This is a genomic window from [Clostridium] clostridioforme AGR2157 (genome assembly GCF_000424325.1).
GTDB classification, from domain to species: Bacteria; Bacillota; Clostridia; order Lachnospirales; family Lachnospiraceae; genus Enterocloster; species Enterocloster clostridioformis_A.
On the sequence record NZ_AUJR01000005.1, the window covers coordinates 17,173 to 42,323 of the forward strand.

Here is a 25,151-nt window from a genome sequence, read left to right on the forward strand (position 1 = left end):
CTACCGCTCCGGTGTACGGCAGGTGATAAGTTATGTTCATGGGTGAGTACAATCATACAGTCGATGCGAAGGGACGGCTTATCGTACCTTCCAAATTCAGAGAGCAGTTAGGCGATGAATTCGTTGTTACGAAGGGCCTTGATAACTGCCTTTTTGTGTATGAGAATTCAGAATGGGCCGCCCTGGAAGAAAAGCTGCGCACACTGCCTCTGACTAATGCGGCCGGACGTAAGTTTTCACGTTTCCTCTTAGCAGGAGCTACCACCTGTGAAGTAGACAAGCAGGGAAGGATTCTCCTTCCGGCCGTGCTTCGGGAGTTTGCCGGAATCGAGAAGGATGCGGTACTGGTAGGTGTGGGCAGCCGCATTGAAATATGGAGTAAGGATAAGTGGCTGGATGCAAACACCTTTGATGATATGGAAGAGATTGCAGAACATATGGAAGGTTTGGGAATTTAATGGAGGAATCAACATTTGTACATAAGTCCGTACTTTTATATGAGACAGTGGGAAGTCTGAATATCAAGCCGGGAGGTTTGTATGTGGACGGCACCTTGGGCGGCGGCGGACATGCCTATGAGGTGTGCAAGCGTTTGGGCAGCGGAAGGCTGATTGGCATAGACCAGGATGCGGACGCCATAGAGGCGGCCGGGAAAAGGCTTATGCCATTTCAGGACAAGGTGACCATTGTCAGAAGCAATTACGCCAATATTAAGGAAGTACTGAAGGATTTGGATATTGAGGGAGTGGACGGAATTTATTTGGACCTGGGAGTATCCTCCTATCAGCTGGATACGGCTTCCAGGGGATTTACCTACCGCGAGGACGCACCTCTCGACATGAGAATGGACCAGAGGAACGATGTCACGGCCGCCCATATCATTAATACCTACAGCGAGATGGAGCTGTACAGGATTATCCGGGATTACGGAGAGGATAATTTTGCAAAGAACATAGCAAAGCACATTGTAAGGGCAAGAGGGGAACACCCCATAGAGACTACCGGGGAGCTGGCGGAGATCATAAAGGGAGCCATTCCGGCCAGGGTAAGGGCAACGGGAGGCCATCCGGCCAAACGGACCTTTCAGGCCATCCGGATTGAGTGTAACCATGAACTGGAGGTTTTAGAGCAGTCCATTGATACCATGATAGACCTTCTGAATCCGGGAGGCCGCCTCAGTATCATTACCTTCCATTCCCTGGAAGACAGGATTGTGAAGAGCCGGTTCCGGTTAAATGAGAATCCCTGTATCTGTCCTCCTGATTTTCCTGTCTGCGTGTGCGGGAGGAAGAGCAAGGGGAAAGTGGTGTCCAGAAAACCCATATTGCCGTCAGATGAAGAACTGGAGGAAAACAGCCGTTCTAAAAGCGCAAAGCTGCGCGTCTTTGAGCGGGGAGAGTATTAGTCAGAAAATAAGACCTTTTTCCGGTCATGATTCCGGTCATGATTCCGGTCATGAAGATACGAAAGACAGCAGGCAGCGAGAAAGACCGGCCCGTGCCGGTGTCAGCTGCCGGATTCAGATAGAAGGGAGGATAAGGTTATGGCTGCAAGGGCGCAGGCGTCGTCAGGACGCAGGAATACACGTAGAAATACCAGACCCATGTACGGCAATGATTATGTACAGGGTTCTGCCGCACCAAAGCTAAGGTCCCAGACTGCCCCAAAGCAGGAGACAAGGCCGGGGAAACCATCAGGCAGCCAGTCGGTCCGGAGTAATCACCGGATTCGCCGCAATCAGGAGCGTGCCATGTATATGGACCTTCCATATGTCATCATGCTTACCATTGCGTCTGTATTTACCTTATACCTCTGTATCAACTACCTCCATGTGCAGTCCTCCATCACGGCCAGGATGCACCATATTGAGCAGATGGAGGCAGAGCTGGAACAGCTTAAGGCGGAGAACGACGCCCTGGAGACCAGCATCAATACCAGCATCGACCTCAACAAGATATATGAGATTGCCACCAAGGAGCTGGGAATGGTGTATGCCAAGAAGGACCAGGTGCTGTTATATGACAAGACAGAAAGCGAGTATGTAAGACAGTATGAAGACATCCCGGAACACTAAATCCGGGGGCCGTATGGGGAAAGGCAGCAGCGGCAGCAGGAAGGACAGCCCAAACGGCCCCAGGGCTCAGGAACAATACAGAAATGAACAACGGAACAATCAAAGGGGGAAGTATTATTATCCCAAGTATATACAAGAGAAGCTGGCAATCACCGTCCTGGTGATTACGCTGGCTTTATTTGCATTAGTCATGATTTTGTACCGGATCATAAAGGACAACAATGAGCAGTACAATAAAATCGTGCTCTCCCAGCGCCAGCAGGAGTATGACAGCCGTATCATCCCATACCGGCGGGGAGATATTGTGGACAGGAACGGCACCTATCTGGCTACCAGCGAGAAGGTGTATAACCTGATCATTGATCCGGGCCAGATTATGTCGGACCCGGAAAACTATCTGGAACCCACCATCCAGGCCCTGGTCACCAACTTTGGTTTTGATGCGGAGGAGCTGCGGACCCTGATTGAGGAGCGGAGGGAGTCAGCCTATCTCAGATACAATAAGGGACGCCAGCTCACCTATGACCAGAGGGTGGCCTTTGAACAGATGGCCAAAGAGACAAATGAAGCCTACCGCAAGAGTGATAACGACGCGGAGGCCAGGAAGCGGATTAAGGGTATCTGGTTTGAGGATGAATATAAGCGCATTTATCCCTATAATTCCCTGGCCTGCAATGTCATAGGCTTTACCAGCAGTGACGGAAGCGTGGGCACCGGCGGCATTGAGCAGTATTACAACAGCAGCCTGATCGGGGTCAACGGACGTGAATACGGATACCTGGACCAGGATTCTAATTTGGAGGGCGTGGTGAAGCCGGCCGTGGGCGGCAATACGGTGGTATCTACCATTGATGTAAACATCCAGAACATTGTCCAGAAATATATTGACGAGTGGCAGACCAATGTGGGCAGCAAGGTGACGGCTGCCATTGTCATGAATCCCAACAACGGGGAGATCCTGGCTATGGGAACCAGCAATAAATTCGACCTGAATAATCCCAGGGACGTATCCGGCTATACGGAGCAGGAGTTGTTTGACCTGGGGAAAAAGGAAGCAGTGGCTGTGTACCGGCGGGAAAATGACGGTGCAGTCATTACCGAGGACCAGGTGCTGGAGCATTTTTCCAGGGAAGATGTGATTTCCTACGGACAGCAGGTGGCGTGGAATCAGATATGGAGGAATTTCTGCGTCAGCGATACCTATGAACCGGGTTCGCCATCCAAGATATTTACCGTGGCAGCCGGCCTGGAGGAAGGGGTGCTTAAAGGAAATGAAAACTTTGAGTGTACCGGTTACCTCCACGTGGGAGACTATGACATCAAGTGTACGGCCTGGCGCAGGGGCGGCCATGGGTGGCTGAGCCTCCAGGAATCCCTGATGCAGTCCTGCAATGTGGCCATGATGCGCATTGGAGCCATGATAGGAAGAGAGCGCTTTACCAAATATCAGGGCATCTTTGGATTTGGCGACAAGACGGGCATTGACCTGCCCGGAGAGGCAGATACCAGCGGACTGGTTTACAGCGCGGACACCATCGGGCCTACGGATCTGGCCACCAATGCCTTTGGACAGAACTACAACTGTACCATGGTGCAGCTGTCTGCGGCGTTCTGCTCTGTCTTAAACGGCGGTTCCTACTATGAACCCCATGTGGTGAAGCAGATTCTCAATGAGCAGGGGTCTGTGGTGGAGAAAAAAGAGCCTGTGCTGGTGCGTGAGACCGTATCCCAGTCCACCTCTGATTTCCTGAAGGAGGCCATGTTCCAGACCGTTGAGGCAGGTACGGGAAAGGCGGCCCAGGTCATTGGCTACGATGTGGGCGGCAAGACGGGTACTGCTGAGAAGCAGCCCCGAAGCGCCAAGAATTATCTGGTATCCTTTGCCGGGTTTGCGCCCATTGAGGATCCCCAGGTGTTCGTGTATGTGGTCATTGACACGCCCAATTATCCGCCGGGAGAGCAGCAGGCCCACAGTTCCTATGCAAGCGCTGTTTTCTCCAAGATCATGACAGAAATACTTCCTTATTTAAATATATTCCCCACCAAGGACCTTCCTGAAAATGAGGCAGTCCAGGAGAGCCTGCCATCCTCAGAGGGCATTAACGAGCCGGTTACAGAGGCGGAAGGCGCAGAGGGAACAGAGGGGACTCCGGCTGAGACAGAGAAGCAGTATGAGACTGATGAATACATGCCGGGCGGGGATGAAGGAGAGGGTGCCGGCAGCGGCGTGCCGGATGCAGTCCCCACCGTGGCTGAGGACGGAAATGGAGAAGGAACAGGTCCGGCGTCCCTTCCTGTGCAGGCCCCGCCCCGTAAACCCAATGAAGGAAACGCCCAGGCAGGTCCTGACCGGGAAAGCAGCCAGGGAACAGAACCGTCCTCAGCGGAGGAAACCGCCAGGCCGTCTGAGTAATCAGGAGAAAGATTCATAAAATGTGACGGGCTCCAATATATTATTAACAATGATGGACACCGGAGCTGCTCATGTATTCTAATTTAACGAAACACAGAAAGAATATAGCCGTCCTGGCACTGCTCATAGCCATCGTCATGGTGAGCCTGTCAGGACGGCTTGGCTTTCTTATGCTGTTCTGCTCCGAGCACTACAGCGCCATGGCGGAGGACCTTCACCAGAGGGAGCGTACCATTAAGGCGGCCAGGGGACGTATCATTGACGCCAATGGGGTGGTCATTGCGGATAACAGGACGGTGTGTACCATTTCCGTCATATACAATCAGGTAAAAGACCGGGAACAGGTCATACGGGTACTGTGTGATGAACTGGACCTGGATGAGGAACTGGTGAGGAAACGGGTGGAGAAGCGCAGTTCCAGGGAAATCATCAAGACCAATGTGGACAAAGAGCTGGGGGACCAGATACGTTCCTACCGGCTGGCAGGCGTCAAGGTGGATGAGGACTATAAACGGTATTATCCCTACGACAGCCTGGCTTCCAAGGTCCTGGGGTTTACCGGGGGAGACAACCAGGGCATTATCGGCCTGGAAGTAAAGTACGAGAAATATCTGAAAGGAATGAACGGCAAGATACTCACCATGTCCGACGCAAAGGGCGTGGAGATAGAGAATGCCGCAGAGGACAGGATTGAACCCATACCGGGCAATGACCTTCACATCAGCCTGGATGTGAATATACAGAAATATGCGGAGCAGCTGGCCTACCAGGTGCTGGAAAAGAAAAATGCCAAGAAGGTATCCATCATCGTCATGAATCCGCAGAACGGAGAGCTGATGGCTATGGTCAATGTGCCGGAGTTTAATCTGAACGACCCCTTCACACTGAACCAGAACCTGCGAAGCCAGAGCCTCCAGGAGATGGCTGCCAGGAACCAGGGGGCCACAGGGGCCGGCAAACAGGAGCTGTTAAACCAGATGTGGAGGAATACCTGCATCAATGATACCTATGAGCCTGGTTCCACCTTCAAAATCATTACAGCGGCAGCCGGTCTGGAATCCGGTGTGGTGAAGCTGACAGACCAGTTCTCCTGTCCCGGATTCAGGGTGGTGGAGGACCGGAAGATAAGGTGTCATAAAGTGGGGGGACACGGGGCCGAAACCTTTCTGCAGGGTGCCATGAACTCCTGCAACCCGGTGTTCATCGATGTGGGGCAGCGCCTGGGCGTGGATGGCTATTACAAGTATTTTACCCAGTTCGGACTGAAGGGAAAGACGGGAATCGACCTGCCCGGCGAGGCAGCCACCATCATGCACAAAAAAGAGAACATGGGACTGGTGGAGCTGGCCACGGTTTCCTTTGGGCAGTCCTTCCAGATTACACCCGTTCAGCTTATCACCACGGCTGCTTCCATTGTCAACGGAGGAAACCGGGTGACCCCTCATTTTGGCGTGGAGACCGTGAGCGCCGACGGTACGTCGGTCCATAAGCTGGATTATCCTTCCGGGGGAAGAATCCTGTCAGAGGAGACCAGCGCCACCATGCGGTATGTGCTGGAGCAGGTGGTATCGGAGGGAAGCGGCAAGAAGGCAAAGTTAGAGGGATACCGCATCGGAGGCAAGACAGCCACGTCGGAGAAGCTTCCGCGAAGCCTTAAAAAATATATTTCGTCTTTTATCGGATTTGCTCCGGCTGACAATCCACAGGTCATGGCGCTCATTACCATTGATGAGCCGGAGGGGATTTATTACGGCGGAACCATAGCTGCCCCGGTGGTCGGAGATTTATTTAAGAATATACTTCCTTATCTGGGAATTGAGGCAGTGCAGGAAGAAACTGCTGTGCACCTTTCCAATCCATAGTTGATTATTCCCGGAAAAAGACGTATACTAATTACCAAATAAGACATACATATGAGATTGAGGTGCCTTTATGATTCATGAAACCATACTAGCTATTATCATTGCATTTGCCATCAGCGCATTGCTTTGCCCCATTATCATCCCCTTCCTGCACAAGCTTAAATTCGGGCAACCGGTCAGGGACGACGGACCACAGAGCCATCTGAAAAAGCAGGGAACGCCTACCATGGGCGGCCTGATTATACTCAGCAGCATCATCATTACATCTGTCTTTTATATTCCCAGCTATCCTAAAATCATTCCCGTGTTGTTTGTCACGGTAGGATTTGGCATTATCGGTTTTCTGGATGATTATATCAAGATTGTGATGAAGCGCTCCGAGGGGCTGAAGCCCATGCAGAAGTTAGTCGGCCAGTTCATCATCACAGGCATCTTCGCCTGGTACCTGATTAACAGCGGGGAAGTGGGGACGGATATGCTGATTCCTTTTACGGGAGGTTTTGACGGGGGCAGCTTCCTGTCCCTGGGAATCTTCTTTGTACCCGCACTGTTCTTCATCATGCTGGGTACGGATAACGGAGTGAATTTTACAGACGGTTTAGACGGTCTCTGTACAAGCGTTACCATACTGGTTGCCACCTTTCTTACCATTGTGGCTATCGGTGAGGACATGGGCATCAGCCCCATAACGGGAGCAGTGGTGGGAAGCCTGCTGGGATTTTTGCTGTTCAATGTATATCCGGCCAAGGTGTTCATGGGCGATACAGGTTCCCTGGCTCTGGGCGGCTTTGTGGCTGCTTCCTGTTACATGATGCGCATGCCTTTGTTTATTCCCATCATAGGACTCATCTATTTAGTTGAGGTGCTGTCCGTCATTATCCAGGTGACCTATTTTAAGCGCACCGGCGGCAAGCGTATTTTTAAAATGGCGCCCATCCACCACCATTTTGAGCTGTGCGGATGGTCGGAGACAAGGGTGGTGGCTGTATTCGCCATCGTGACTGCCATCCTCTGCATGGTGGCTTATCTGGGGCTGTAGGTATTAGATTGATGTACATGTATTGTGAGTGCTCATAACGAGGAGGTTAGTTGACAAATGAACCAAAGTCAGAGAGTTTTAGTGGCTGGAACGGGAATCAGCGGTATTGCTGCTGCGAAGCTGGTTCTTGAACGGGGCGGCGATGTGGTGCTTTATGACGGCAATGCCGCCTTAAAGGAAGAAGATATCAAAGAGAAATTTGACAGGGATGCAAAGGTGACCGTGGTTCTGGGGGAAATCAAGCGTTCCGACCTGCTGGGCGTGGAGCTGTGCATTATCAGCCCCGGCATACCGCTTGACAGTCCTTTTGTGGCCGTGGTGGACGATGCCAAGATTCCCATTCTGGGAGAGATTGAGCTGGCCTACCAGTGCGGCCTGGGGAAGCTGGCCGCCATTACGGGAACCAATGGAAAGACCACTACCACAGCCCTCACGGGGGAGATATTAAAGGCCCGCTATGAGGAGACATTTGTGGTGGGAAATATTGGTGACCCCTACACCTCCAAGGTTCTGGAGATGACCGAGGATTCCGTGACCGTGGCAGAGGTGTCCAGCTTCCAGCTGGAGACCATCATGGATTTCAGGCCCAATGTCAGCGCAATTTTAAACATAACGCCGGACCATCTGAACCGCCATGGCACCATGGAAAACTATATCCGCATCAAGGAGTGCATTACCCTGAACCAGACAAAGGAGGATGCGGTGGTGCTCAACTACGACGACTCTGTCCTCAGGGAGTTTGGCCAGAATCCGGAGCTTAAGCCCAGGGTCATCTGGTTCTCCGGCAGGGAAACGTTAAAGGACGGTTTCTGCATGGACGGGGAAAACATCGTGTACTGCCGGAACGGCCGTCAGACCGTTGTGGTCAATGTTCATGACATGCAGCTTCTGGGACGCCATAATTATGAGAATGCCATGGCAGCGGCAGCCATTGCCCTGGAGATGGGGGTTCCCATGTCTGATATCACAAGGATCATTGAGGGCTTCCATCCGGTGGAGCACAGAATCGAGTTCGTAAGGGAGCGCACCGGGGTCAGGTATTATAACGATTCCAAGGGAACCAACCCGGATGCTGCCATCCAGGCCCTCCGGGCCATGCCGGGCCCCACCCTTCTCATTGCGGGAGGCTATGATAAAAACAGCGAGTACGATGAGTGGGTGTCCGAGTTTGAGGGCAAGGTGAGATACCTGGTGCTCATAGGACAGACCAGGGATAAGATTGCGGAGTGTGCAAAGAAGCATGGTTTCACGGAAATCATGTATGCAGAAGATATGCAGGAGGCAGTGCAGGTATGCGCCGTGTATGCGGACATCGGAGATTATGTACTGTTAAGCCCCGCCTGCGCCAGCTGGGGTATGTTTAAAAATTATGAAGAGCGGGGACGCGTCTTTAAGGAGTGCGTCATGGCTTTGTAGGAGGTAAATGCGTATGGCGGGAAAGGTGCAGACGGCAGCCGGACCCTCTGGCCAGATGAGACGGCCGGCCGGGAACGGGGACCGGATGGAGCATCAGATGCCAAAGAAAAAGAAGAAGGCAAAGCGTTTTTATGATTACAGCCTTTTGTTCTGCATCATTTTCCTGACAGCCTTCGGGCTGGTAATGATTTACAGTGCCAGTTCCTACTCAGCGCAGCTGAGTAAGGCATATAACGGAAACGGTGCATATTTCATGCAGAGGCAGGCGGGAATCGCGGCGGTGGGACTGGTGGCCATGCTCATCATTTCCAAGATAGATTATCACATATTCGCCCGTTTCTCCGTGTTTGCCTATCTCATGTCATACATACTTATGATTGCGGTGAGCCTGGTCGGCCGTGAGGTCAACGGCAAGAAGCGCTGGCTGGGAGTGGGGCCTTTAAGCTTCCAGCCCACGGAGTTCGTCAAGATAGCCCTGATCGTGCTTCTGGCTGCGGTGATCACCACCATGGGCATGAAGATTAACAAATGGAGAAATATGGGGTATGTAGTGGCCCTGACCATGCCCATAGCAGGCCTGGTGGCCATGAACAACCTGAGCTCCGGCATCATTGTCTGCGGAATTGCGTTCGTTATGCTGTTCGTGTCCTGTAAGGTGAAATGGCCCTTTTTCTCCATCGGGGCCCTGGGACTCACCACCCTGGCCTTTGCCGGGCCTATCGGCAAGTTCCTGACCACAGTGGGACTTCTGCAGCCTTATCAGTACCGGAGGATTGAGGCATGGCTGAACCCGGAGTCCGACCCTACGGACAAGGGATTCCAGGTCCTTCAGGGACTCTACGCCATTGGATCCGGCGGACTGGTGGGCCAGGGGCTGGGGGAGAGCATACAGAAGCTGGGCTTTTTGCCGGAGTCCCAGAACGATATGATATTTGCCATTATATGTGAGGAGCTGGGGCTGTTTGGGGCTGTGTCCATCATCCTCATATTCCTGTTCATGATTTACAGGTTCATGATTATAGCCAATAATGCCCCTGATTTGTTCGGGGCCCTTCTGGTGGTGGGCGTCATGGGACACATTGCCATCCAGGTTATCCTGAACATCGCGGTTGTGACCAACACCATTCCCAACACGGGAATCACCCTTCCCTTCATCAGTTACGGGGGAACATCGGTGCTGTTCCTTTTGATGGAAATGGGAATCGTCCTAAGCGTGTCCAACCAGATAAAACTTGAAAAGTAACAGCAAGAATACCGCACAAGCGGGCGCGTCCCGGCATATGCTTTAAGTAGAAGGTGTTTTCTACGGAAGGCATAGATACCAGGAGGTGCCCCATTGTCTGTCATTCAGGTTTGTGGTCTTACTCCCTTAAAGGGAGAGATATCCATACAAGGTTCTAAAAATGCCGTACTGCCCATGATGGCTGCGGCTTTACTTCACAGAGGGGTTACGGTGCTGACCAATGTCCCGGTCATACGGGATGTGGCCTGTATGCTGGACATACTGGAAAGCCTGGGCTGCCGGTGCTGCCACAAGGGGGACTGCCTTGTGATGGATGCCCGCAGAGTCACGGGGACATCCATCCCCGAAGAGTATGTCACTGCCATGCGTTCCTCCATCGTGGTGTTAAGCGCCCTGTTAGGACGTATGGGAGAGGGCAGCAGCTGTTATCCGGGCGGATGTCTGATAGGGGCCAGGCCCATTGACCTGCATCTGATGGCGCTGAGGGCTCTGGGAGCCGATATCAGGGAACGGGACGGGACCATAGAGGCCAGCTGCAGGAAGAACGGCGGACTTAAGGGGACAGAAATCCATCTGTCCTATCCAAGCGTGGGGGCCACGGAACAGGCCATACTGGCTTCGGTCCTGGCAGATGGGGTGACCATCATCCACCAGGCTGCCAGGGAACCGGAAATCAGCCAGCTGTGCCGCTTCCTTAATAATATGGGGGCTGTTATCTGCGGCATGGGAACAGACCATCTGATGGTACAGGGAGTGGCCGGGCTTCATGACAGCAGCTTCAGGGTGGAGGGAGACCGGATTGTGGCCGGCACCTATGGAGCTGCCGCTGTGGCGGCTGGAGGAGAGGTCCTTTTACGGGGCATTTGCCCGTCTGAGCTTAAGGTACCTTTGGAGGAATTTCAAAAGGCTGGCGCAGCAGTGGACGCCGACGAAGAAAACTGCCAGATTCGGATATGTATGAGGAAACGTCCCCTTCCCCTTCTTATTAAAACAGAGCCATATCCCGGATTTCCCACGGATTTGCAGTCGCCCTTTATGGCATTTCTGGCCACTGCCCAGGGAACCAGTTATATAGAGGAGCAGGTCTTTGAGGGAAGATTTGCAACGGCAAAAATCCTGAAGCAGATGGGTGCCGTCATACGCACAGAGGACCAAAGAGCCGTGATTGAGGGGCATTATCCCCTGAAGGGCGCTGCCGTCAATGCCTGTGACTTAAGAGGCGGGGCAGCCCTGATGGTGGCGGCCCTGGCTGCGGAGGGGGACACATTCATCGGGGAATGCCATCACATTGAGCGGGGGTACGAGGACATATGCAGGGATATGGCAGCTTTGGGCGCCCATATCCGCTGGGTGGAGAATGATTTTACCAGGTGAGGTACTGTAATGAGAAATTATGGTAGTAAACATCATATAGGGGCAGGTATTGCCGTGGCAGTGGTGCTGCTTCTGGCAATCCTGCTTTTGTCTGTGCAGATTCAGCATGTGACGGTGACTGGAAGCGACAGGTATTCTGCCAAACAGGTGGAAAACCTTCTGTTCACCGGCAGGTGGGGGAAGAATTCAGCCCACGCTTATTTTTCGGACAGGTTCCGTCCCCACATCCAGATTCCCTTTGTGGAGGATTATAAAATCGTGTTCCACAATCCGTTTAACGTGGAGGTGATCATATATGAGAAGAGCATCGTGGGATATGTGTCCTACATGAGCAGCTTCATGTATTTTGACAAGGACGGCATTGTGGTGGAAAGTTCGGGAAGCCGGCTGCCCGGCGTCCCGTGGATTACAGGCATGGAATTCGGCAGAATTGTACTGCACCGTCCCCTTCCGGTGGATGATAAGAACATTTTTGAGGAGATACTGAACCTGACACAGCAGCTGTCAGTCTATGATATTGCCGTGGACCGCATACAGTATGATTCCCATGGGCAGGCCACCCTGTTCATCGGAAAGATGGAGGTTACCATGGGAGATCACACGGATATTGACGGAAAGATATCCACGCTCAACGATATCCTTAAGGCCCAGCCTCAGCTTACGGAAATCAGCGGGACTATGAAACTGGACAACTATTCGGAATCCAACAGCGGGGCGGGGATTACATTTAAAAAGAATTGATTTGCTTCTTCCGGCATTAAACATATACTGGAAGACAGACAGCCGCTGTTAGGCTGCTATTAATTAAGGAAGAAAGTCAAAAAATAAACTCCCGGTTAACGGTTTCCTTTTTAAGGCAGTTATTTACGTCTTAGAAAATAGTGGTATGAATCAGGTGTTGTAAAGTAAGCTGGAATTTGGTACAATGTCAATGAGTGTTTTTAAAAATATTAGGAAATGTAAAAAAAGGTGTTGATATTTTTTGTGAAATCAAATATAGTATTAGTTAGACCAGAAATCGATGAGAAATTGATATTGATGATAGAATGAAAGCATGGCTTGAAATGGTAGTAAGGGAATAAAAGGAGGATATGGATCTTGTTAGAGATTAAGATAAATGAGTCAGAGAATGCCGCCAGGATTATAGTAGTAGGTGTGGGCGGCGCAGGAAACAATGCAGTTAACCGCATGATTGACGAAAACATTGCAGGGGTGGAGTTTATTGGCATTAACACTGATAAACAGGCCCTTCAGTTTTGTAAAGCCCCCACTGCCATGCAGATTGGAGAGAAGCTGACCAAGGGACTGGGAGCAGGCGCCAGGCCTGAGGTGGGAGAGAAGGCTGCTGAGGAGAGTTCAGAAGAGATTTCACAGGCATTAAAGGGCGCTGATATGGTGTTCGTTACCTGCGGTATGGGCGGCGGAACCGGAACCGGAGCAGCTCCTGTGGTAGCTAAGATCGCAAAGGATATGGGGATTCTTACCGTAGGCGTGGTGACAAAGCCCTTCCGTTTCGAGGCCAAGACACGTATGAGCAATGCCCTGTCCGGTATCGAGCAGCTGAAGAACAGTGTCGATACCCTGATTGTGATTCCCAATGACAGGCTTCTTGAAATTGTGGACAGGCGTACCACCATGCCGGATGCCCTTAAGAAAGCGGATGAGGTGCTTCAGCAGGCTGTTCAGGGTATTACGGATTTGATTAATGTTCCAGGTCTGATTAACCTGGATTTTGCTGATGTCCAGACTGTCATGATTGACAAGGGCATCGCACATATCGGTATCGGCAAGGCCAAGGGCGACGATAAGGCCATTGAGGCGGTTAAGCAGGCAGTATCCAGTCCTCTGTTAGAAACTACCATTGAAGGCGCAAGCCATGTCATCATCAATATTTCCGGTGATATCAGCCTGATCGAGGCCAATGAGGCTGCCAGCTACGTTCAGGAACTGGCCGGCGATGAAGCAAACATCATCTTTGGCGCCATGTTTGATGAGAACGCTCAGGATGAGGCTACCATCACTGTCATTGCCACTGGTTTGGACGAGCATGGAGCCAATGCTTCCGTGGCAAAGGCCATGACCGGTTTTACCAGTTTTAAGACAAAGATACCGGCATCAGGAGCGCCGGCCGGACAGCAGGCACATGCGGCAGCGCCTGAGGCAGCGGCAACCGCGTCTGCACCTTACACCAGCAGACCGGCATCCCAGGGATATACAACCCACGGCTATAATCCGGCCGGAGGCGGCCAGGGATACACAGCGCCTAAGTATAACCCCAACCAGGGATATTCCGCAGGCAGCAGCCAGAATTCCAACCAGAATCCCGCACCTGCGTCAAGCCAGCCTTTCAGACCGGCTACCAATAAGGAGATGCAGATTAATATTCCGGATTTCCTGAAGAATAAGAGATAAGCTCTAACCATATTCGATTATCCGTTCCGGCTGTCATGAGACAGCCGGTTTTTTTGCGGTTATGGGTTTGCCCCAATAAAAAAGAATGCCGGGACGGTATCTGTTAAAGTACGTTCCAACATTCATCATAGATTCATTTTTTTTTATTCTCCGCTCTTTTCCTGCAAATCCAGCAGCAGGGCCACCAAATCATCCACTGTCTTTTTTGACCGCTCGCTGAGCTTACCATAGGAGGCCATGAGTTCATGACCAGCCTTCTGGTCTGCCAAGCATGTGTCATGGACGGGCTCTGTCTCCAGAAGGAAGCTGCCGGTGGTGTTCAGAATCCGGGCCAGCTGCTTCAGTTTAGCCACATCCGGCTGGCGTTTGCCTGTTTCGTATCCGCAGTAGGTACTGGCTGTCAGGCCTAAGGCGTCCGCTACCTGCTGCTGCGTGTAACCCATTGCAATTCTGGCTATTTTCAGTTGTTCGGAAAATCCCATTATCACACCTCATTTCCGGGCCGCCTTCCGATTGGCGTATCGTCAATTTATTGAGAAAATACATTGACATAGTGGCAATTCGCTGATATTATAAATATATATTGGCGATATGCCAATATAAATAACAATACGCCAAAGGATGGCAGCCTACTGCCGCTTGCCCAGACGCAGTTTCAGCGCTTTGACTGTGTCCAAAAGGAATAGCTGCTCATCCTCCGACAGTTCCTTGGCAATGTCATAGAGCTCTTCCAGCAGCTTTGCGCTTTGAAAGGCCTGGTTTCCGGATTCCATGTCTCCTGTGCCGTCGGTGAGCCATTCTTTATTAATTTTCAGTACCTTGCAGACTGCATTAATGACAATGGCCTGCGGTTCTGTCTTGTTCTTTTCCAGGTTGAAGATGACACCTCTGGATACGCCGATGGTCCGGGCAAGGGAATCCTGGGTATATCCCTTTTGTTTCCGCGCATAGTTGAGTCGTTCTCCCAATGTATTCATTTTTATCACCCCCGCAATCAGTATACAATGAGCAAAATTCATTGTCAATGATTTTTTGGCGGAGCAGGTACAGGAAAAATATAGTACGTTTCATTGACAGTGAATTCTTTATCTGCTATAATTCATTAATAGAGCAAAAAGAAAGGAGGGATAACATTGACAATGCAAAAGGAAGAAAAACTGCAGAATAGGGTATTAAAGGAAATCATTGACAACGCAAAGGAGCTTCCGGTGGAAAGCCAGAACCTGCTGCTTATACTTGCCAGGGGAATGGTGCTTACGCGAAACTGTATGATGCGGCACAATGCTGCGGACCAGCCGCGCATGCCGCCGGACAAGCATTCTGCATGAATCATAAAACTATGTAATGAAAAAGGAGAGATAAACGTATGAAAAAAAGACTTGTATCACTGTTTCTGGCGCTGACCATGACATGGGGGCTTACGGCCTGCTCAGGCGGTTCTTCTGCCCCGGCTTCATCAGCTGCCGTGGCTTCGGCCCAGGGGGAGGCAGCAGCGGATTCCAAGACGGAAAACACAGGCACTGATGCCGGGGCCAAGGGCGCACAAGAGCAGGGCGCACAGGGCCAGGGCGCACAGGGCCGGGGAACAAAGGACCAGGGCACACAGGGAGGCAAGGCCGGCTATACGCTGAATATCGGCTCTGCCATGAGCTCCACCAACCCATCCAGCGTTGCCCTGCGGAGCTTTAAGAAGGCAGTGGAGGAGAGGACCGGAGGCAGCCTGGCTGTAAACATATACACGGATTCAGCCCTGGGTGGTGAGGCCGACCTTTTGGAACAGGTCACATCCGGTACGGTAGAGGGGATGATGCAGATGGGCGCAGCCAACTGGGAGCCCTATAATTCGGAAGTGAACGTGGCCCTTCTGCCGTTCCTGTTCACATCCCTGGACAATGCCAGGGATGCCTGGGCCGGTGAGTTCGGCCAGGAGTTCTGCGAAAAGCTTCTGGAGCCAACAGGCGTGACCATCCTGTCTGTGTGGGAATCCGGCTACCGCCACATGACCAACAACACCAGGCCTATCCTGGCCCCTGGCGATATTGCGGGCATCAAGTTCCGCACCAATGAAAACAGCATGAAGGTCAAGATGTATGAGGCGGTTGGAGGCTCGGCTGTCATCATGGCGTTTTCCGATGTGTATACAGGCCTTCAGAACAAGACCATTGACGGCCAGGAAAATCCTCTGGCAAACATCTACACCTCATCCCTCCAGGATGTACAGACCTATTTGTCCCTGACCGGCCATATGTATGATGCTGCCCCTCTGGCAGTCAATACAGCATGGTTTGAAACCCTTCCGGAAGAATACCAGGCCATACTGTTTGAGGAAGCTGACAATGCAAGGAAAGTGGACCTGCAGGAAAATGATGAGTCAAAATACCTGGAATTACTAAAAGAGGCAGGTATGGAAATCAATGAGGTGGATAAGGAAACGTTCCAGGAGGCCATGTCAGGCATCTGGGAGGAGTTTGCTTCCCAGTACGAGGACGGACAGTATTGGATAGACCTTGCTACTTCCTTTAATAAGTAGGTATCCGCAGTACCGGGGTATGGCTCCGGCCATGCCCTGGTCTTGCCACAGAATGGTATGAAAAAGAGGAGGGTAAGAAATGGTCCTGAAACTAATTGACAAGGTAAAATTCCTTCTGCGTATCCTGGGCTGCATCACGGTATGTACCCTGACCATCATCATAGGAATACAGGTGGTGAACCGGTATGTGTTTGGAACTTCGTTTACATGGGTGGAGGAGCTGGCTGGTATGGCCATGGTCTACATTACATATTTCGGCGCAGCCATGGCCACTATCAATAACAGCAACACGCGGATTGACTTTTTTATCCGCAAGCTTCCCGGACCAGTGTACCGCGGTTTTGAGATTCTGGATGACTGTATCTGCATTGCATTTCTTCTGGTAATCTGCCGCTATGCAGCCAAGCTGGTGGGCACCAATCTCCATGCCCTTTCCGCGGCCATGAAGATACCCCTTGCCGTCAACTATGTGGGCGTGCTGAGCGGCTGTGTGCTGATGATTGTTTTTTATATGCTGCGTCTCTGGATTGATGTGGAGAAGTTCAGGGGAAGAAACATGGATTATGTGGAGGAGGAGCTGAGTCGATAATGAATACTGGATTGATTGTTTTGTTTGTTGTGTTGGGAATCTGTCTGCTGATTGGATTGCCTGTGGCTTTTTCCATCGGAATCAGCTGTATGGCACTGCTGACAGTCAATGGCTACCCGCCTCTGGACATCGTTGTCCAGCGCATGGCCAGCGGCGCCAAATCATTTAATATGATGGCAATGCCTATGTTTATCTTTGCCGGTTCCCTGATGGTATACGGCAGTACGCCCCGCCTCATGAGGTTTGCCAATATGATGCTGCGGAAAATGCCGGGCGGGCTGGGGGCCACGGCACTTGCGGCCTGCGGATTCTTCGGCGCTGTCTCAGGGTCCGGCGTGGCAAGCGCTGCGGCCATCGGCAAAATCATAGGTCCTGAAATGCTGGAGCAGAAATATCCAAGGGGGCTGACCGTGGGACTGATTGCGGCCGGAGGAACCATGGCCTGCATCATTCCGCCAAGCATCGTAATGGTGGTCTATGCGTCCTCCTCCGGGGCATCGGTGGGAGATATGTTCCTGGCCGGTTTTGTACCGGGATTTATCTGTATCATTGCCCTTATCGGACTCAATACATTTTTCGCCGTTAAAAGGGGAAACAAGGAGAGCGTTGAGAAAACGGATTATACGGCAAAGGAGAGGCTCAAGATTACAGGTGATGCCCTGCTTCCGCTTTTAATGCCTATTTTCGTGCTGGGAGGTGTGTTTTCAGGTATCTGCACCGCGACAGAGGCATCGGTGGTGGCTGCAATCTATTCCTTCATTCTGGCAGTGTTCGTGTACCGTGAGCTGACTTTGCGGGAGTTCTATAAGGTGGCGGCGGAAAGTGTTGTCACCACAGGCGTCATCATGCTGATTATCTCGGCTGCCACGCCTTTTGGGTGGATTATGTCCATACAGAATGTGCCCACCCTGTTTGCCGGCTGGCTGCTGTCCATCACATCCAGTAAGTTTTTTATCATGGCATTCATATTCCTGCTTCTTTTGCTGCTGGGAACCTTCATGGAGACCATGTGCATCATTATTCTGGTGACGCCCATTCTTCTGCCCATTGCCCAGACCCTTGGAATGGGAGTGATCCACTATGGGGTTTCCATGCTGATGGCGCTGATGGTAGGCTCCCTGACCCCGCCCCTTTCTGTTAACCTGTTTACGTCGTGCAGGGTGTTGAATGTAAAGTATGACGAGGCATTTCCGGATACCCTGTGGGTCATTCTGACAGTGACGGCCTGCGCCCTTCTCACCTTTGCGGTGCCGGGAATCACGGAGCTTCTGCCGGCCATCTTAAAGTAAGGAGAACCATATGGACATGGATAAAAAGGATATGCTGGAACGTGTGGTAAAGGCAGCCCGCAGGGCGTACATGAAAGGATTTGCCGCAGGCAGCGGCGGCAATGTGAGCATACGGATTCAGAGACAGGTGTACATATCTCCAAGCGGAATCTGCCTGGGGGACTTGACGGCGGAGGATATGATTATGCTGGAGGCGGATGGTTTTCCGCCGTCCATAGGTGAACCGGATGCCGGCAGCCGGCGGCCGTCCAAGGAAGCCGGGATGCATCTGGCATGCTACAGGAGCCGTCCGGACATCCTGTGCCTGTTTCATCTGCATTCCCCCTATTCCATTGCAGCTGCCTGCCGCAGACAGGGAGACAGAGGTCCGGCCATGGGGATGCCTGCCTACACTCCGGGATACGCCATGCGCGTGGGAAGGATACCCGTGGTTCCCTATTACCGTCCGGGAAGCAGGGAACTGGCTGAGGCTGTCTCCAGGGTGATTTGCAGCCGGGACAGCCTTCTGCTGGCAAATCACGGCATGGTGGCTGCGGGCAAAAGCCCGGAGGCAGCGCTGGCTCTCGCGGAGGAGATTGAGGAGAATGCCCATCTTGCCATACTTGTGGGGGACCAGGGGATTCCGCTTGACGCAGAACAGACAGAGACGCTATTTCAGACCGGAGGAAAGGTATGAGGGATAAGGACCTGTTATTGGGAATAGACATAGGCACCACCGGAACAAAATGCTCGGTATATGATTTTCGCGGGAAACGGGCGGCTTCTGCCTACCGGGAATATCCCATGATCCATCCGCGGCCCGGATGGACCGAACAGGACCCTTCCCGGTGGTGGGATGCGGTGTGCCGCAACCTGCAGACCATATTTCAAAGCCAGAACATAGATAAAAACAGGATTGCAGCGGTGGGGACCAGCAGCACCAACGCAGTGGTCCTGGTGGACCGGCAGGGGCAGCCTGTGTGCAATGCCATCAGCCTCCACGACCAGAGAAGCGGTCCCCAGGCGGAATGGCTGAAGGAAAATATCGGGGAGGAGCGGATTCGCGCTCTGGCCGCAAACCGCATTGCCAACGGCTCCTTCTGCCTACCGGCCCTGCGGTGGCTGGTTGAGAACCGGCCGGATTTGATAAAGGGTGCGTATAAGCTGATGGTACCCTGCGGCTATGTGATTCAAACGCTCACAGGAGAGTTTACCATGAACCGGCCGCGCATGAGCCTGACCCTTATGGCGGATATCCGCACGGGCCAATGGGATACAGAGATTGCAGAACAGACAGGCCTGCCGGCCCGGCTGCTGCCAAGTCCCTGCGGTTCCGCTGAAATCGTGGGCACTGTGACGGAATGGGCGGCCTCCATGACAGGACTGGCGGCAGGAACGCCGGTTACAGGCGGCACCATTGACACGGTAGCGGCCACCATAGGGGCAGGCGCCGTGGCGGAGGGGGATTTCGCCCTGACCATAGGAAGCAGCGGAAGGCTGTGCAGCATTGCGGGACAGCCTATGGAGGACCCAAGGCTGCTGAACATATGCGGGGCTTATGACGGACAGTATATCATTGTCCAGTCCACCAACAATGCCTGCGTGTCTCTGCGCTGGTTCAGGGACACATTCGGAGGGGAGGCTGCAAGGGAAGCCCAGGCAGCCGGGTGCGGTATATACCCATATCTGGACCGCCTGGCGGCCGCTGCCCCGGCAGGGGCGGGAGGCCTTATATGGCTTCCCTATCTGGCCGGGGAGCAGAGCCCTGTCTGGGATACACAGGCCAGGGGCGTGTTCTATGGGGCAGGGCTGGAGACGGATTACCCATCATTCATAAGGGCTGTCCTGGAGGGCGTGGCATTTTCACAGCGCCACTGTCTGGAGGTGGTCCTGGACCAGGCTGCCAGGCCGGATATCATACCCCTTGGAGGCGGCGCGGCCAACAGCCCTCTGTGGTGCCGGATATTTGCCGATGTGCTGGGGCTGCCTGTGGCCCGGCTCCGGTCTAATGAGACAGAGACCCTGGGCGATATCATCATCGCTGCCCAGGCAATGGGAATCCATGAGATTGCGCCGGACTTTGGAAAGGTGCTGGCAGCGGACGGTGAGGTGTTTTGGCCCGATGATGTCCGGGCTTCTGTATATGACAGACAGTACCGGGTTTACCGGGAACTGTACCAGGCTTTAAAGCCTGTATTTGCGGGAGGGGGAGAGCAATTAAATTATGTTATCAGGCAGCCACGCCCGACGTGGCCATAGCGGATTCAGTGGGGCCTGGGATTATCCGCAAGGCTGGGAATGGCGCTGGGAGCCAGGCTTAAGGGTGGAATGCGCGGAACAGACAGGAGCCATCGTGACGGTGGAGGAACACAGCATATACGGCGGCCTGGGCAGCGCGGTGGCGGAGGTGCTGGCAGAGCACTGTCCGGTTCTCATGGAACGGATGGGCGCAGTGGATTTTGCGGAGTCCGGAGATTACGGACAGCTGATGGAAAAGTACGGATATGGACCGGAATCCATTGCGCGAAGATGTAGGGCCGTGATGAGGCGTAAGCAGGACAATGAGACGCGCAGACTGCTTAAAAGTATGGCAGGTACGCCTCAGAACGTGGTAAATAAACCATGAAAAAGGACATGTAAATAGAGACGCAGGCAGCCGGAAAGCTGCCGTCATACCGGATATGGGTGTGGCGGCGGCTTTCCGGCTTTTTGCGGACAAAAACACCATATTTAGTATGGGACTCGAATTCTGTCGATAAATATTGTACTTGTAATCGGTTATTTCGACAACATCCGCGCTTTGAAACCGCTATAATGGCTTTCAGAAAGTTTGCCAGGGAGGTGAGGCCGGACTGAGTGGTTTATACAGTATACATAGATGTGGTATTCGCGGTCAATACCATTATGGACATGATGGTTCTGACCATCTTAAACAGGGTTTTATCATACAGGACCACAAAGCGGCGTATTCTGGCCGGAGCTGTCATCGGCGGTATATGGTCCTGTGTGGTGAGCCTGGTCCCCGGTCTTCCGGCCGCAGTGGAGATATTGGGAACGTATGTGGCGGTGAGCAGCCTGATGGCTGTAGCCGCTTATCATCTGAAGAGCCCTAAAGAGGTAATTAAATCCGTGGCAGGTATTTACCTTGTATCCGTGGTTCTGGGAGGTGTGATGCTGGTGCTCTATGAGCACACCAGGGCAGGGTATTACGCATGGCTTTTGGCGGAGTCAGGACATGGAAGAGGGATTCCTGTCATGGTCTGGATTTTAATGATTGCAGGGGCAGCCGCAGCCTGCTATGGATTTTCAGGGGGAATAAAGGAATTAATCCGTACCATGGCCCACAGGAAGGATTTATGCAGGGTTACCATGATTTACGGCGAAAAGAAGGAGACAGTCACAGGGCTTATTGACACGGGCAACCGGCTGAGGGAGCCTGTGAGCAGCCAGCCGGTCCATGTGGCGGCAGCCGGTCTCATGAAGCAGCTGTGTCCGTCGGTAAAGGGTGTGGTCTATGTGCCGTACCAGTCCGTGGGAACCAGCCGCGGAATTCTGCCGGCCGTGTTCATTGACCGGATGGAGATAGAGCAGGAGGGCGGCAGGTACAGCCTTGAGAAGCCACTCATTGCCATTACGAAGCAGGAGCTTTCTCCCTCAGGGGAGTATCAAATCCTGATACAGAAAAGCGACTAAGGAACTTGAATAACACACAACGTACAGGAGGACATTTCCATGATTATAAAAGTATCCATACCAAACCGTTTCCAGTTAAAGACCATCCCCAGCTTCAGGACCGTACTGATGCCTAAGCAGGGGGAGGTACATTATATAGGAGGCGCTGATATACTGCCTGCCCCTCTGGAAGCGGAGGAGGAGAGCCGGATGATTAGTCTTTTGGGAGGCGAGGACGACAAGGAGGCCAGGGCTGCCCTGATTGAGCACAACCTGAGACTGGTAGTCTACATAGCGAAGAAATTCGACAACACCAGCGTGGGGGTGGAGGATTTAATTTCCATCGGCACCATCGGTCTCATCAAAGCCATCAATACCTTTAAGCCGGATAAGAACATCAAGCTGGCAACCTATGCTTCCAGATGCATTGAGAATGAGATTCTCATGTATCTCAGGCGGAATAATAAGACACGTCTGGAAGTGTCCATAGATGAGCCTCTGAATGTGGATTGGGATGGAAATGAACTCCTGCTGTCGGATATTCTTGGAACGGATGAGGATGTGATTTACCACGATATCGAGGATGAGATAGAAAAAAGCCTGCTCAACAACGCCATCAGCCGCCTAAATCCCAGGGAACGCAAAATCGTGGAGCTGCGGTACGGCCTTACAAACGAGGACGGGGAGGAAATGACCCAGAAGGAAGTGGCCGACCTGCTGGGAATCTCCCAGTCCTATATATCCAGACTGGAGAAGAAAATCATGAAACGGCTTAAAAAAGAAATCGTCAGATTTGAATAAGCATGGAAAGTCAGCGCAAAGAGCTGGCTTTTTTGCTGTCGGAAGGCTTGCCTAACCGGAGGTACTGGGTCAATGACCAGGGAGTGTGGGAGCCGTATCACAGGTAAAGAAACGCCCGAAAAAGGCCGCATCCACAGGCTGGATGTCCCTTTCCGGGCGTTGTTTGTGTTATTTGAGCTGAACCATGTTATCCTTGATGCGGAATGTACCGAAGCTGCGGATAAAGCTGGAGATGCGGCTGAAACCATACTGCTTCACATCAAAGGAAGGGTATGTCTTTTTCAGCTCATCGTGTATGATGCTCAGATTATCCACATGACCGTTATATCCCTTGATGATGCGGATGATTTCCTTTTCAATCTCAGTCTTGGAGATGCTGGCGCTCTTTTCCTGGACAAAATAACCGCCGTGGAGCTTGACCACCTGGAAGTCGTTGTTGTTCAGGCTCTCCAAAAAGGTGGAGAGTTTGGAGTAGCCGTAGTTCCTGACATCAAAGTCTGAAAAGCGCTTCGTAAGGAAGTTTCCCACCTTTGCAAGGATGATGGGCTGGTTCTGGCTGTTATTTTCAATGAGGAGCTTAGTGATGGCTTTCTGGATTTCATCGATGTTGGTAATGGTCTTCTGATTCTCGATGACCGATGTCTCCGGCGTATCGTCAGAGGATATGATTTCCAGCAATTTAAACGTATCGCAGGCTGCGCGGAAGGGTTTTGGGGTCTTCTGCTCCCCGATTCCCATGACAAACATCCCCGCCTCCCTCAGGCGCTGGGCCAGCTTGGTAAAGTCCGAATCGCTGGATACCAGGCAGAACCCATCTACATTACCGGAGTAGAGGATGTCCATTGCATCGATAATCATGGCCGAATCGGTGGCGTTCTTTCCTGTGGTGTAGCTGTACTGCTGGATGGGATTTACGGACCAGTCCAGAAGCACATTTTTCCAGCTGCGCTTTTCGTTATCTGTCCAGTCGCCGTAAATACGTTTGTAGGTGGCGATTCCCACATCCGACACTTCGTCCAAAATGTACTTGATATACTTGGGGGAGACATTGTCTGCATCAATCAATACTGCAAATCTGCGTTCATTTTGTTCCATAGATATGTTCACTTTCTGTTGGCATATGTTTCAAACAAGCACTAACATGAATAGTTTAACACATCTGCTGAAAGGCTTCAAGAGTCAGCTTAAATAGGACTTCATACTTTTCAGCGCATTTTTTTCAAGGCGGCTTACCTGGGCTTGACTGATATGGATTTCCTGGGCAACCTCGGTCTGGGTTTTTCCCTCAAAGAAACGCATGTCGATGATATGGCGCTCCCGCTCCGGCAGCCGTTTCATGGCCTCCACCAGAGATAAATCCTCCACCCAGTTTTCCTCCAGATTCTTTTTGTCACTGATTTGGTCCATCACAAAAAGAGGGTCACCGCCGTCCGTATAAACCGGCTCATACAGGCTGACAGGGGTCTGTATGGCGTCCAGCGCATAGGTGATGTCTTCCTTTGAAACACCTATTTCCTGTGCGATTTCCATGAGGGTGGGTTCCTTGGAATTGGTTTTGGTAAGCTGCTCCCTGGCATAGAGGGCCTTATAGGCAGTATCCCTCAGGGAACGGCTGACCCGGATGGAATTATTGTCCCTCAGATATCTGCGCACTTCTCCCAGTATCATAGGCACTGCATAAGTGGAAAATTTGACATTCTGCGTGATGTCAAAATTGTCGATGGCCTTGATTAGGCCGATGCATCCAATCTGGAACAGGTCGTCGATGTTTTCCTGGCTGTTTGAAAAGCGCTGGATTACGCTGAGTACCAGGCGCAGGTTCCCTTTGATGTACTGCTCCCTGGCCTCCATGTCCCCGTCCAGTATTCTTTGAAACAGTTCCTCCTTCTCTTCATTGCTCAGTAAAGGCAGTTTGGCGGTATTGACTCCGCATATCTCAACTTTGTAGCCCGACATAATCCTTACCTCCGTTATAATGCCATACGCCCTGAAATGAAAAATACAGGGCTGTACTGGATGAATCTGCTATAACGAAATGATGTACGGATTCCAGATGTTTTATACGGTCTGTGGGGATAAAAAGATTTCCATTTTTTTCTGGTTTGTGTGGAACGGCCAAAGAATTTATACCTGCATATATACTTCAGAACAATAGATAGTAGATAAAATATGTTAATGGAAGAAGACAGCAGAATTCTAACAATTGTAACAGAATTGCGTAAGGACGCTATAGGACAGCGTCCTTTTCTGTTTATGGTCATAATTTCCCATGCGGGCCATATGAAGTCATCTATCCACGGTCACAAGGGTCCACCGGTCATTCTGCTGCATGATGAAACATGGTTTTTTCACTCGGTATCTGTAATAGGCTTCCGCCAGGGTCTGGAATAGCCTGTATTTCATCATGGTGGTACAGATTGGATAGATCGTCATATATGTAAATGCTCCTTTCAGGGGT

24 protein-coding genes and 1 pseudogene are annotated in these 25,151 nt (G+C 51.9%); 20 read left to right on the top strand and 5 right to left on the bottom strand.

Annotated features, from left to right (window positions below):
- Positions 1–32 precede the first annotated feature (32 nt).
- The 11 genes from mraZ to ftsZ all read left to right on the top strand — a co-directional run bounded on the left by mraZ (position 33) and on the right by ftsZ (position 13,833).
- Positions 33–458 carry a division/cell wall cluster transcriptional repressor MraZ gene (gene mraZ, locus G614_RS0102210; RefSeq protein ID WP_002567056.1) on the top strand — a complete coding sequence of 142 codons (426 nt, stop codon included), beginning with the start codon at positions 33–35 and terminating at the stop codon, positions 456–458.
- Positions 458–1,405, top strand: coding sequence for a 16S rRNA (cytosine(1402)-N(4))-methyltransferase RsmH (rsmH, locus tag G614_RS0102215; RefSeq protein WP_027640608.1), 948 nt, complete (start codon positions 458–460; stop codon positions 1,403–1,405). Before mraZ ends, rsmH begins: the two co-directional genes overlap by 1 nt.
- A 138-nt stretch (positions 1,406–1,543) precedes the next feature.
- Positions 1,544–2,074: a septum formation initiator family protein gene (locus G614_RS0102225; protein ID WP_027640609.1), complete on the top strand. Its 531-nt coding sequence runs from the start codon at positions 1,544–1,546 to the stop codon at positions 2,072–2,074.
- 13 nt (positions 2,075–2,087) lie between these two features.
- Positions 2,088–4,487, top strand: coding sequence for a penicillin-binding transpeptidase domain-containing protein (locus G614_RS0102230; protein ID WP_027640610.1), 2,400 nt, complete (start codon positions 2,088–2,090; stop codon positions 4,485–4,487).
- A 71-nt stretch (positions 4,488–4,558) separates the two neighbouring features.
- A complete protein-coding gene (locus tag G614_RS0102235) occupies positions 4,559–6,349 on the top strand; it encodes a peptidoglycan D,D-transpeptidase FtsI family protein (protein ID WP_027640611.1) in 1,791 nt (596 codons plus the stop codon).
- Positions 6,350–6,419: 70 nt separating this feature from the next.
- Positions 6,420–7,388 carry a phospho-N-acetylmuramoyl-pentapeptide-transferase gene (gene mraY / locus G614_RS0102240; protein WP_027640612.1) on the top strand — a complete coding sequence of 323 codons (969 nt, stop codon included), beginning with the start codon at positions 6,420–6,422 and terminating at the stop codon, positions 7,386–7,388.
- Positions 7,389–7,445: 57 nt separating this feature from the next.
- Positions 7,446–8,804 (top strand): UDP-N-acetylmuramoyl-L-alanine--D-glutamate ligase, encoded by a 1,359-nt coding sequence (gene murD / locus G614_RS0102245; RefSeq protein ID WP_027640613.1) that lies wholly within the window; start codon positions 7,446–7,448, stop codon positions 8,802–8,804.
- A gap of 13 nt (positions 8,805–8,817) precedes the next feature.
- Positions 8,818–10,047 carry an FtsW/RodA/SpoVE family cell cycle protein gene (locus tag G614_RS0102250; protein ID WP_027640614.1) on the top strand — a complete coding sequence of 410 codons (1,230 nt, stop codon included), beginning with the start codon at positions 8,818–8,820 and terminating at the stop codon, positions 10,045–10,047.
- Positions 10,048–10,140: 93 nt separating this feature from the next.
- Positions 10,141–11,421 carry a UDP-N-acetylglucosamine 1-carboxyvinyltransferase gene (gene murA / locus G614_RS0102255; protein WP_027640615.1) on the top strand — a complete coding sequence of 427 codons (1,281 nt, stop codon included), beginning with the start codon at positions 10,141–10,143 and terminating at the stop codon, positions 11,419–11,421.
- A gap of 9 nt (positions 11,422–11,430) precedes the next feature.
- On the top strand, positions 11,431–12,162 hold the full coding sequence (locus G614_RS0102260; RefSeq protein WP_027640616.1) for a cell division protein FtsQ/DivIB: 732 nt from the start codon (positions 11,431–11,433) through the stop codon (positions 12,160–12,162).
- A 357-nt stretch (positions 12,163–12,519) separates the two neighbouring features.
- Positions 12,520–13,833 carry a cell division protein FtsZ gene (ftsZ, locus tag G614_RS0102265; protein WP_027640617.1) on the top strand — a complete coding sequence of 438 codons (1,314 nt, stop codon included), beginning with the start codon at positions 12,520–12,522 and terminating at the stop codon, positions 13,831–13,833.
- Between the two features lie 143 nt (positions 13,834–13,976).
- Here ftsZ and G614_RS0102270 read toward each other — a convergent pair whose 3' ends face one another.
- On the bottom strand, positions 13,977–14,315 hold the full coding sequence (locus G614_RS0102270) for a helix-turn-helix domain-containing protein (protein WP_027640618.1): 339 nt from the start codon (positions 14,313–14,315) through the stop codon (positions 13,977–13,979).
- A gap of 147 nt (positions 14,316–14,462) precedes the next feature.
- On the bottom strand, positions 14,463–14,810 hold the full coding sequence (locus G614_RS0102275) for a helix-turn-helix domain-containing protein (RefSeq protein WP_027640619.1): 348 nt from the start codon (positions 14,808–14,810) through the stop codon (positions 14,463–14,465).
- 156 nt (positions 14,811–14,966) lie between these two features.
- On the opposite strand from G614_RS0102275, the gene G614_RS0102280 reads away from it, so the two are divergent.
- The 9 genes and pseudogenes from G614_RS0102280 (at position 14,967) to sigE (ending at position 22,693) form a co-directional block, all read left to right on the top strand.
- Entirely contained in the window at positions 14,967–15,161 is a 195-nt protein-coding gene (locus G614_RS0102280; RefSeq protein ID WP_027640620.1) for a hypothetical protein, read from the top strand.
- Positions 15,162–15,199: 38 nt separating this feature from the next.
- Positions 15,200–16,363, top strand: a complete 1,164-nt coding sequence (locus tag G614_RS0102285; protein ID WP_027640621.1) for a DctP family TRAP transporter solute-binding subunit — start codon at positions 15,200–15,202, stop codon at positions 16,361–16,363.
- A gap of 79 nt (positions 16,364–16,442) precedes the next feature.
- Entirely contained in the window at positions 16,443–16,952 is a 510-nt protein-coding gene (locus G614_RS0102290) for a TRAP transporter small permease (RefSeq protein ID WP_027640622.1), read from the top strand.
- On the top strand, positions 16,952–18,241 hold the full coding sequence (locus G614_RS0102295) for a TRAP transporter large permease (RefSeq protein ID WP_027640623.1): 1,290 nt from the start codon (positions 16,952–16,954) through the stop codon (positions 18,239–18,241). Before G614_RS0102290 ends, G614_RS0102295 begins: the two co-directional genes overlap by 1 nt.
- 10 nt (positions 18,242–18,251) lie before the next feature.
- Entirely contained in the window at positions 18,252–18,917 is a 666-nt protein-coding gene (locus tag G614_RS0102300) for a class II aldolase/adducin family protein (protein WP_027640624.1), read from the top strand.
- Entirely contained in the window at positions 18,914–20,479 is a 1,566-nt protein-coding gene (locus G614_RS26625) for a xylulokinase (protein ID WP_044917351.1), read from the top strand. Before G614_RS0102300 ends, G614_RS26625 begins: the two co-directional genes overlap by 4 nt.
- 58 nt (positions 20,480–20,537) lie before the next feature.
- Positions 20,538–20,846: pseudogene (locus G614_RS0102310) on the top strand (transketolase C-terminal domain-containing protein); the annotation flags it as partial.
- Between the two features lie 230 nt (positions 20,847–21,076).
- A complete protein-coding gene (locus tag G614_RS0102315; RefSeq protein WP_027640626.1) occupies positions 21,077–21,913 on the top strand; it encodes a sigma-E processing peptidase SpoIIGA in 837 nt (278 codons plus the stop codon).
- Positions 21,914–21,952: 39 nt separating this feature from the next.
- On the top strand, positions 21,953–22,693 hold the full coding sequence (gene sigE / locus G614_RS0102320; RefSeq protein WP_027640627.1) for an RNA polymerase sporulation sigma factor SigE: 741 nt from the start codon (positions 21,953–21,955) through the stop codon (positions 22,691–22,693).
- A gap of 168 nt (positions 22,694–22,861) precedes the next feature.
- Here sigE and G614_RS0102325 read toward each other — a convergent pair whose 3' ends face one another.
- The 3 genes from G614_RS0102325 to G614_RS31875 all read right to left on the bottom strand — a co-directional run bounded on the left by G614_RS0102325 (position 22,862) and on the right by G614_RS31875 (position 25,126).
- Positions 22,862–23,788 carry an NYN domain-containing protein gene (locus tag G614_RS0102325; RefSeq protein WP_027640628.1) on the bottom strand — a complete coding sequence of 309 codons (927 nt, stop codon included), beginning with the start codon at positions 23,786–23,788 and terminating at the stop codon, positions 22,862–22,864.
- 84 nt (positions 23,789–23,872) lie between these two features.
- Complete coding sequence (gene sigG / locus G614_RS0102330; RefSeq protein WP_027640629.1) at positions 23,873–24,649, bottom strand: RNA polymerase sporulation sigma factor SigG; 777 nt, start codon at positions 24,647–24,649, stop codon at positions 23,873–23,875.
- A 330-nt stretch (positions 24,650–24,979) separates the two neighbouring features.
- Complete coding sequence (locus G614_RS31875) at positions 24,980–25,126, bottom strand: hypothetical protein (protein WP_166430213.1); 147 nt, start codon at positions 25,124–25,126, stop codon at positions 24,980–24,982.
- Positions 25,127–25,151 lie beyond the last annotated feature (25 nt).

Bases quoted from the DNA above. Each gene is read 5' to 3' on its own strand.
- sigG (WP_027640629.1), bottom strand. From the start codon at position 24,649: ATGTCGGGCTACAAAGTTGAGATATGCGGAGTCAATACCGCCAAACTG.
- G614_RS0102250 (WP_027640614.1), top strand. From the start codon at position 8,818: ATGGCGGGAAAGGTGCAGACGGCAGCCGGACCCTCTGGCCAGATGAGA.
- G614_RS0102225 (WP_027640609.1), top strand. From the start codon at position 1,544: ATGGCTGCAAGGGCGCAGGCGTCGTCAGGACGCAGGAATACACGTAGA.
- G614_RS0102295 (WP_027640623.1), top strand. From the start codon at position 16,952: ATGAATACTGGATTGATTGTTTTGTTTGTTGTGTTGGGAATCTGTCTG.
- G614_RS0102290 (WP_027640622.1), top strand. From the start codon at position 16,443: ATGGTCCTGAAACTAATTGACAAGGTAAAATTCCTTCTGCGTATCCTG.
- G614_RS0102275 (WP_027640619.1), bottom strand. From the start codon at position 14,810: ATGAATACATTGGGAGAACGACTCAACTATGCGCGGAAACAAAAGGGA.
- G614_RS0102270 (WP_027640618.1), bottom strand. From the start codon at position 14,315: ATGGGATTTTCCGAACAACTGAAAATAGCCAGAATTGCAATGGGTTAC.
- G614_RS0102235 (WP_027640611.1), top strand. From the start codon at position 4,559: ATGTATTCTAATTTAACGAAACACAGAAAGAATATAGCCGTCCTGGCA.
- G614_RS0102285 (WP_027640621.1), top strand. From the start codon at position 15,200: ATGAAAAAAAGACTTGTATCACTGTTTCTGGCGCTGACCATGACATGG.
- G614_RS26625 (WP_044917351.1), top strand. From the start codon at position 18,914: ATGAGGGATAAGGACCTGTTATTGGGAATAGACATAGGCACCACCGGA.
- G614_RS0102230 (WP_027640610.1), top strand. From the start codon at position 2,088: ATGGGGAAAGGCAGCAGCGGCAGCAGGAAGGACAGCCCAAACGGCCCC.
- G614_RS31875 (WP_166430213.1), bottom strand. From the start codon at position 25,126: ATGACGATCTATCCAATCTGTACCACCATGATGAAATACAGGCTATTC.
- murD (WP_027640613.1), top strand. From the start codon at position 7,446: ATGAACCAAAGTCAGAGAGTTTTAGTGGCTGGAACGGGAATCAGCGGT.
- sigE (WP_027640627.1), top strand. From the start codon at position 21,953: ATGATTATAAAAGTATCCATACCAAACCGTTTCCAGTTAAAGACCATC.
- G614_RS0102300 (WP_027640624.1), top strand. From the start codon at position 18,252: ATGGACATGGATAAAAAGGATATGCTGGAACGTGTGGTAAAGGCAGCC.
- mraZ (WP_002567056.1), top strand. From the start codon at position 33: ATGTTCATGGGTGAGTACAATCATACAGTCGATGCGAAGGGACGGCTT.
- rsmH (WP_027640608.1), top strand. From the start codon at position 458: ATGGAGGAATCAACATTTGTACATAAGTCCGTACTTTTATATGAGACA.
- G614_RS0102260 (WP_027640616.1), top strand. From the start codon at position 11,431: ATGAGAAATTATGGTAGTAAACATCATATAGGGGCAGGTATTGCCGTG.
- G614_RS0102325 (WP_027640628.1), bottom strand. From the start codon at position 23,788: ATGGAACAAAATGAACGCAGATTTGCAGTATTGATTGATGCAGACAAT.
- mraY (WP_027640612.1), top strand. From the start codon at position 6,420: ATGATTCATGAAACCATACTAGCTATTATCATTGCATTTGCCATCAGC.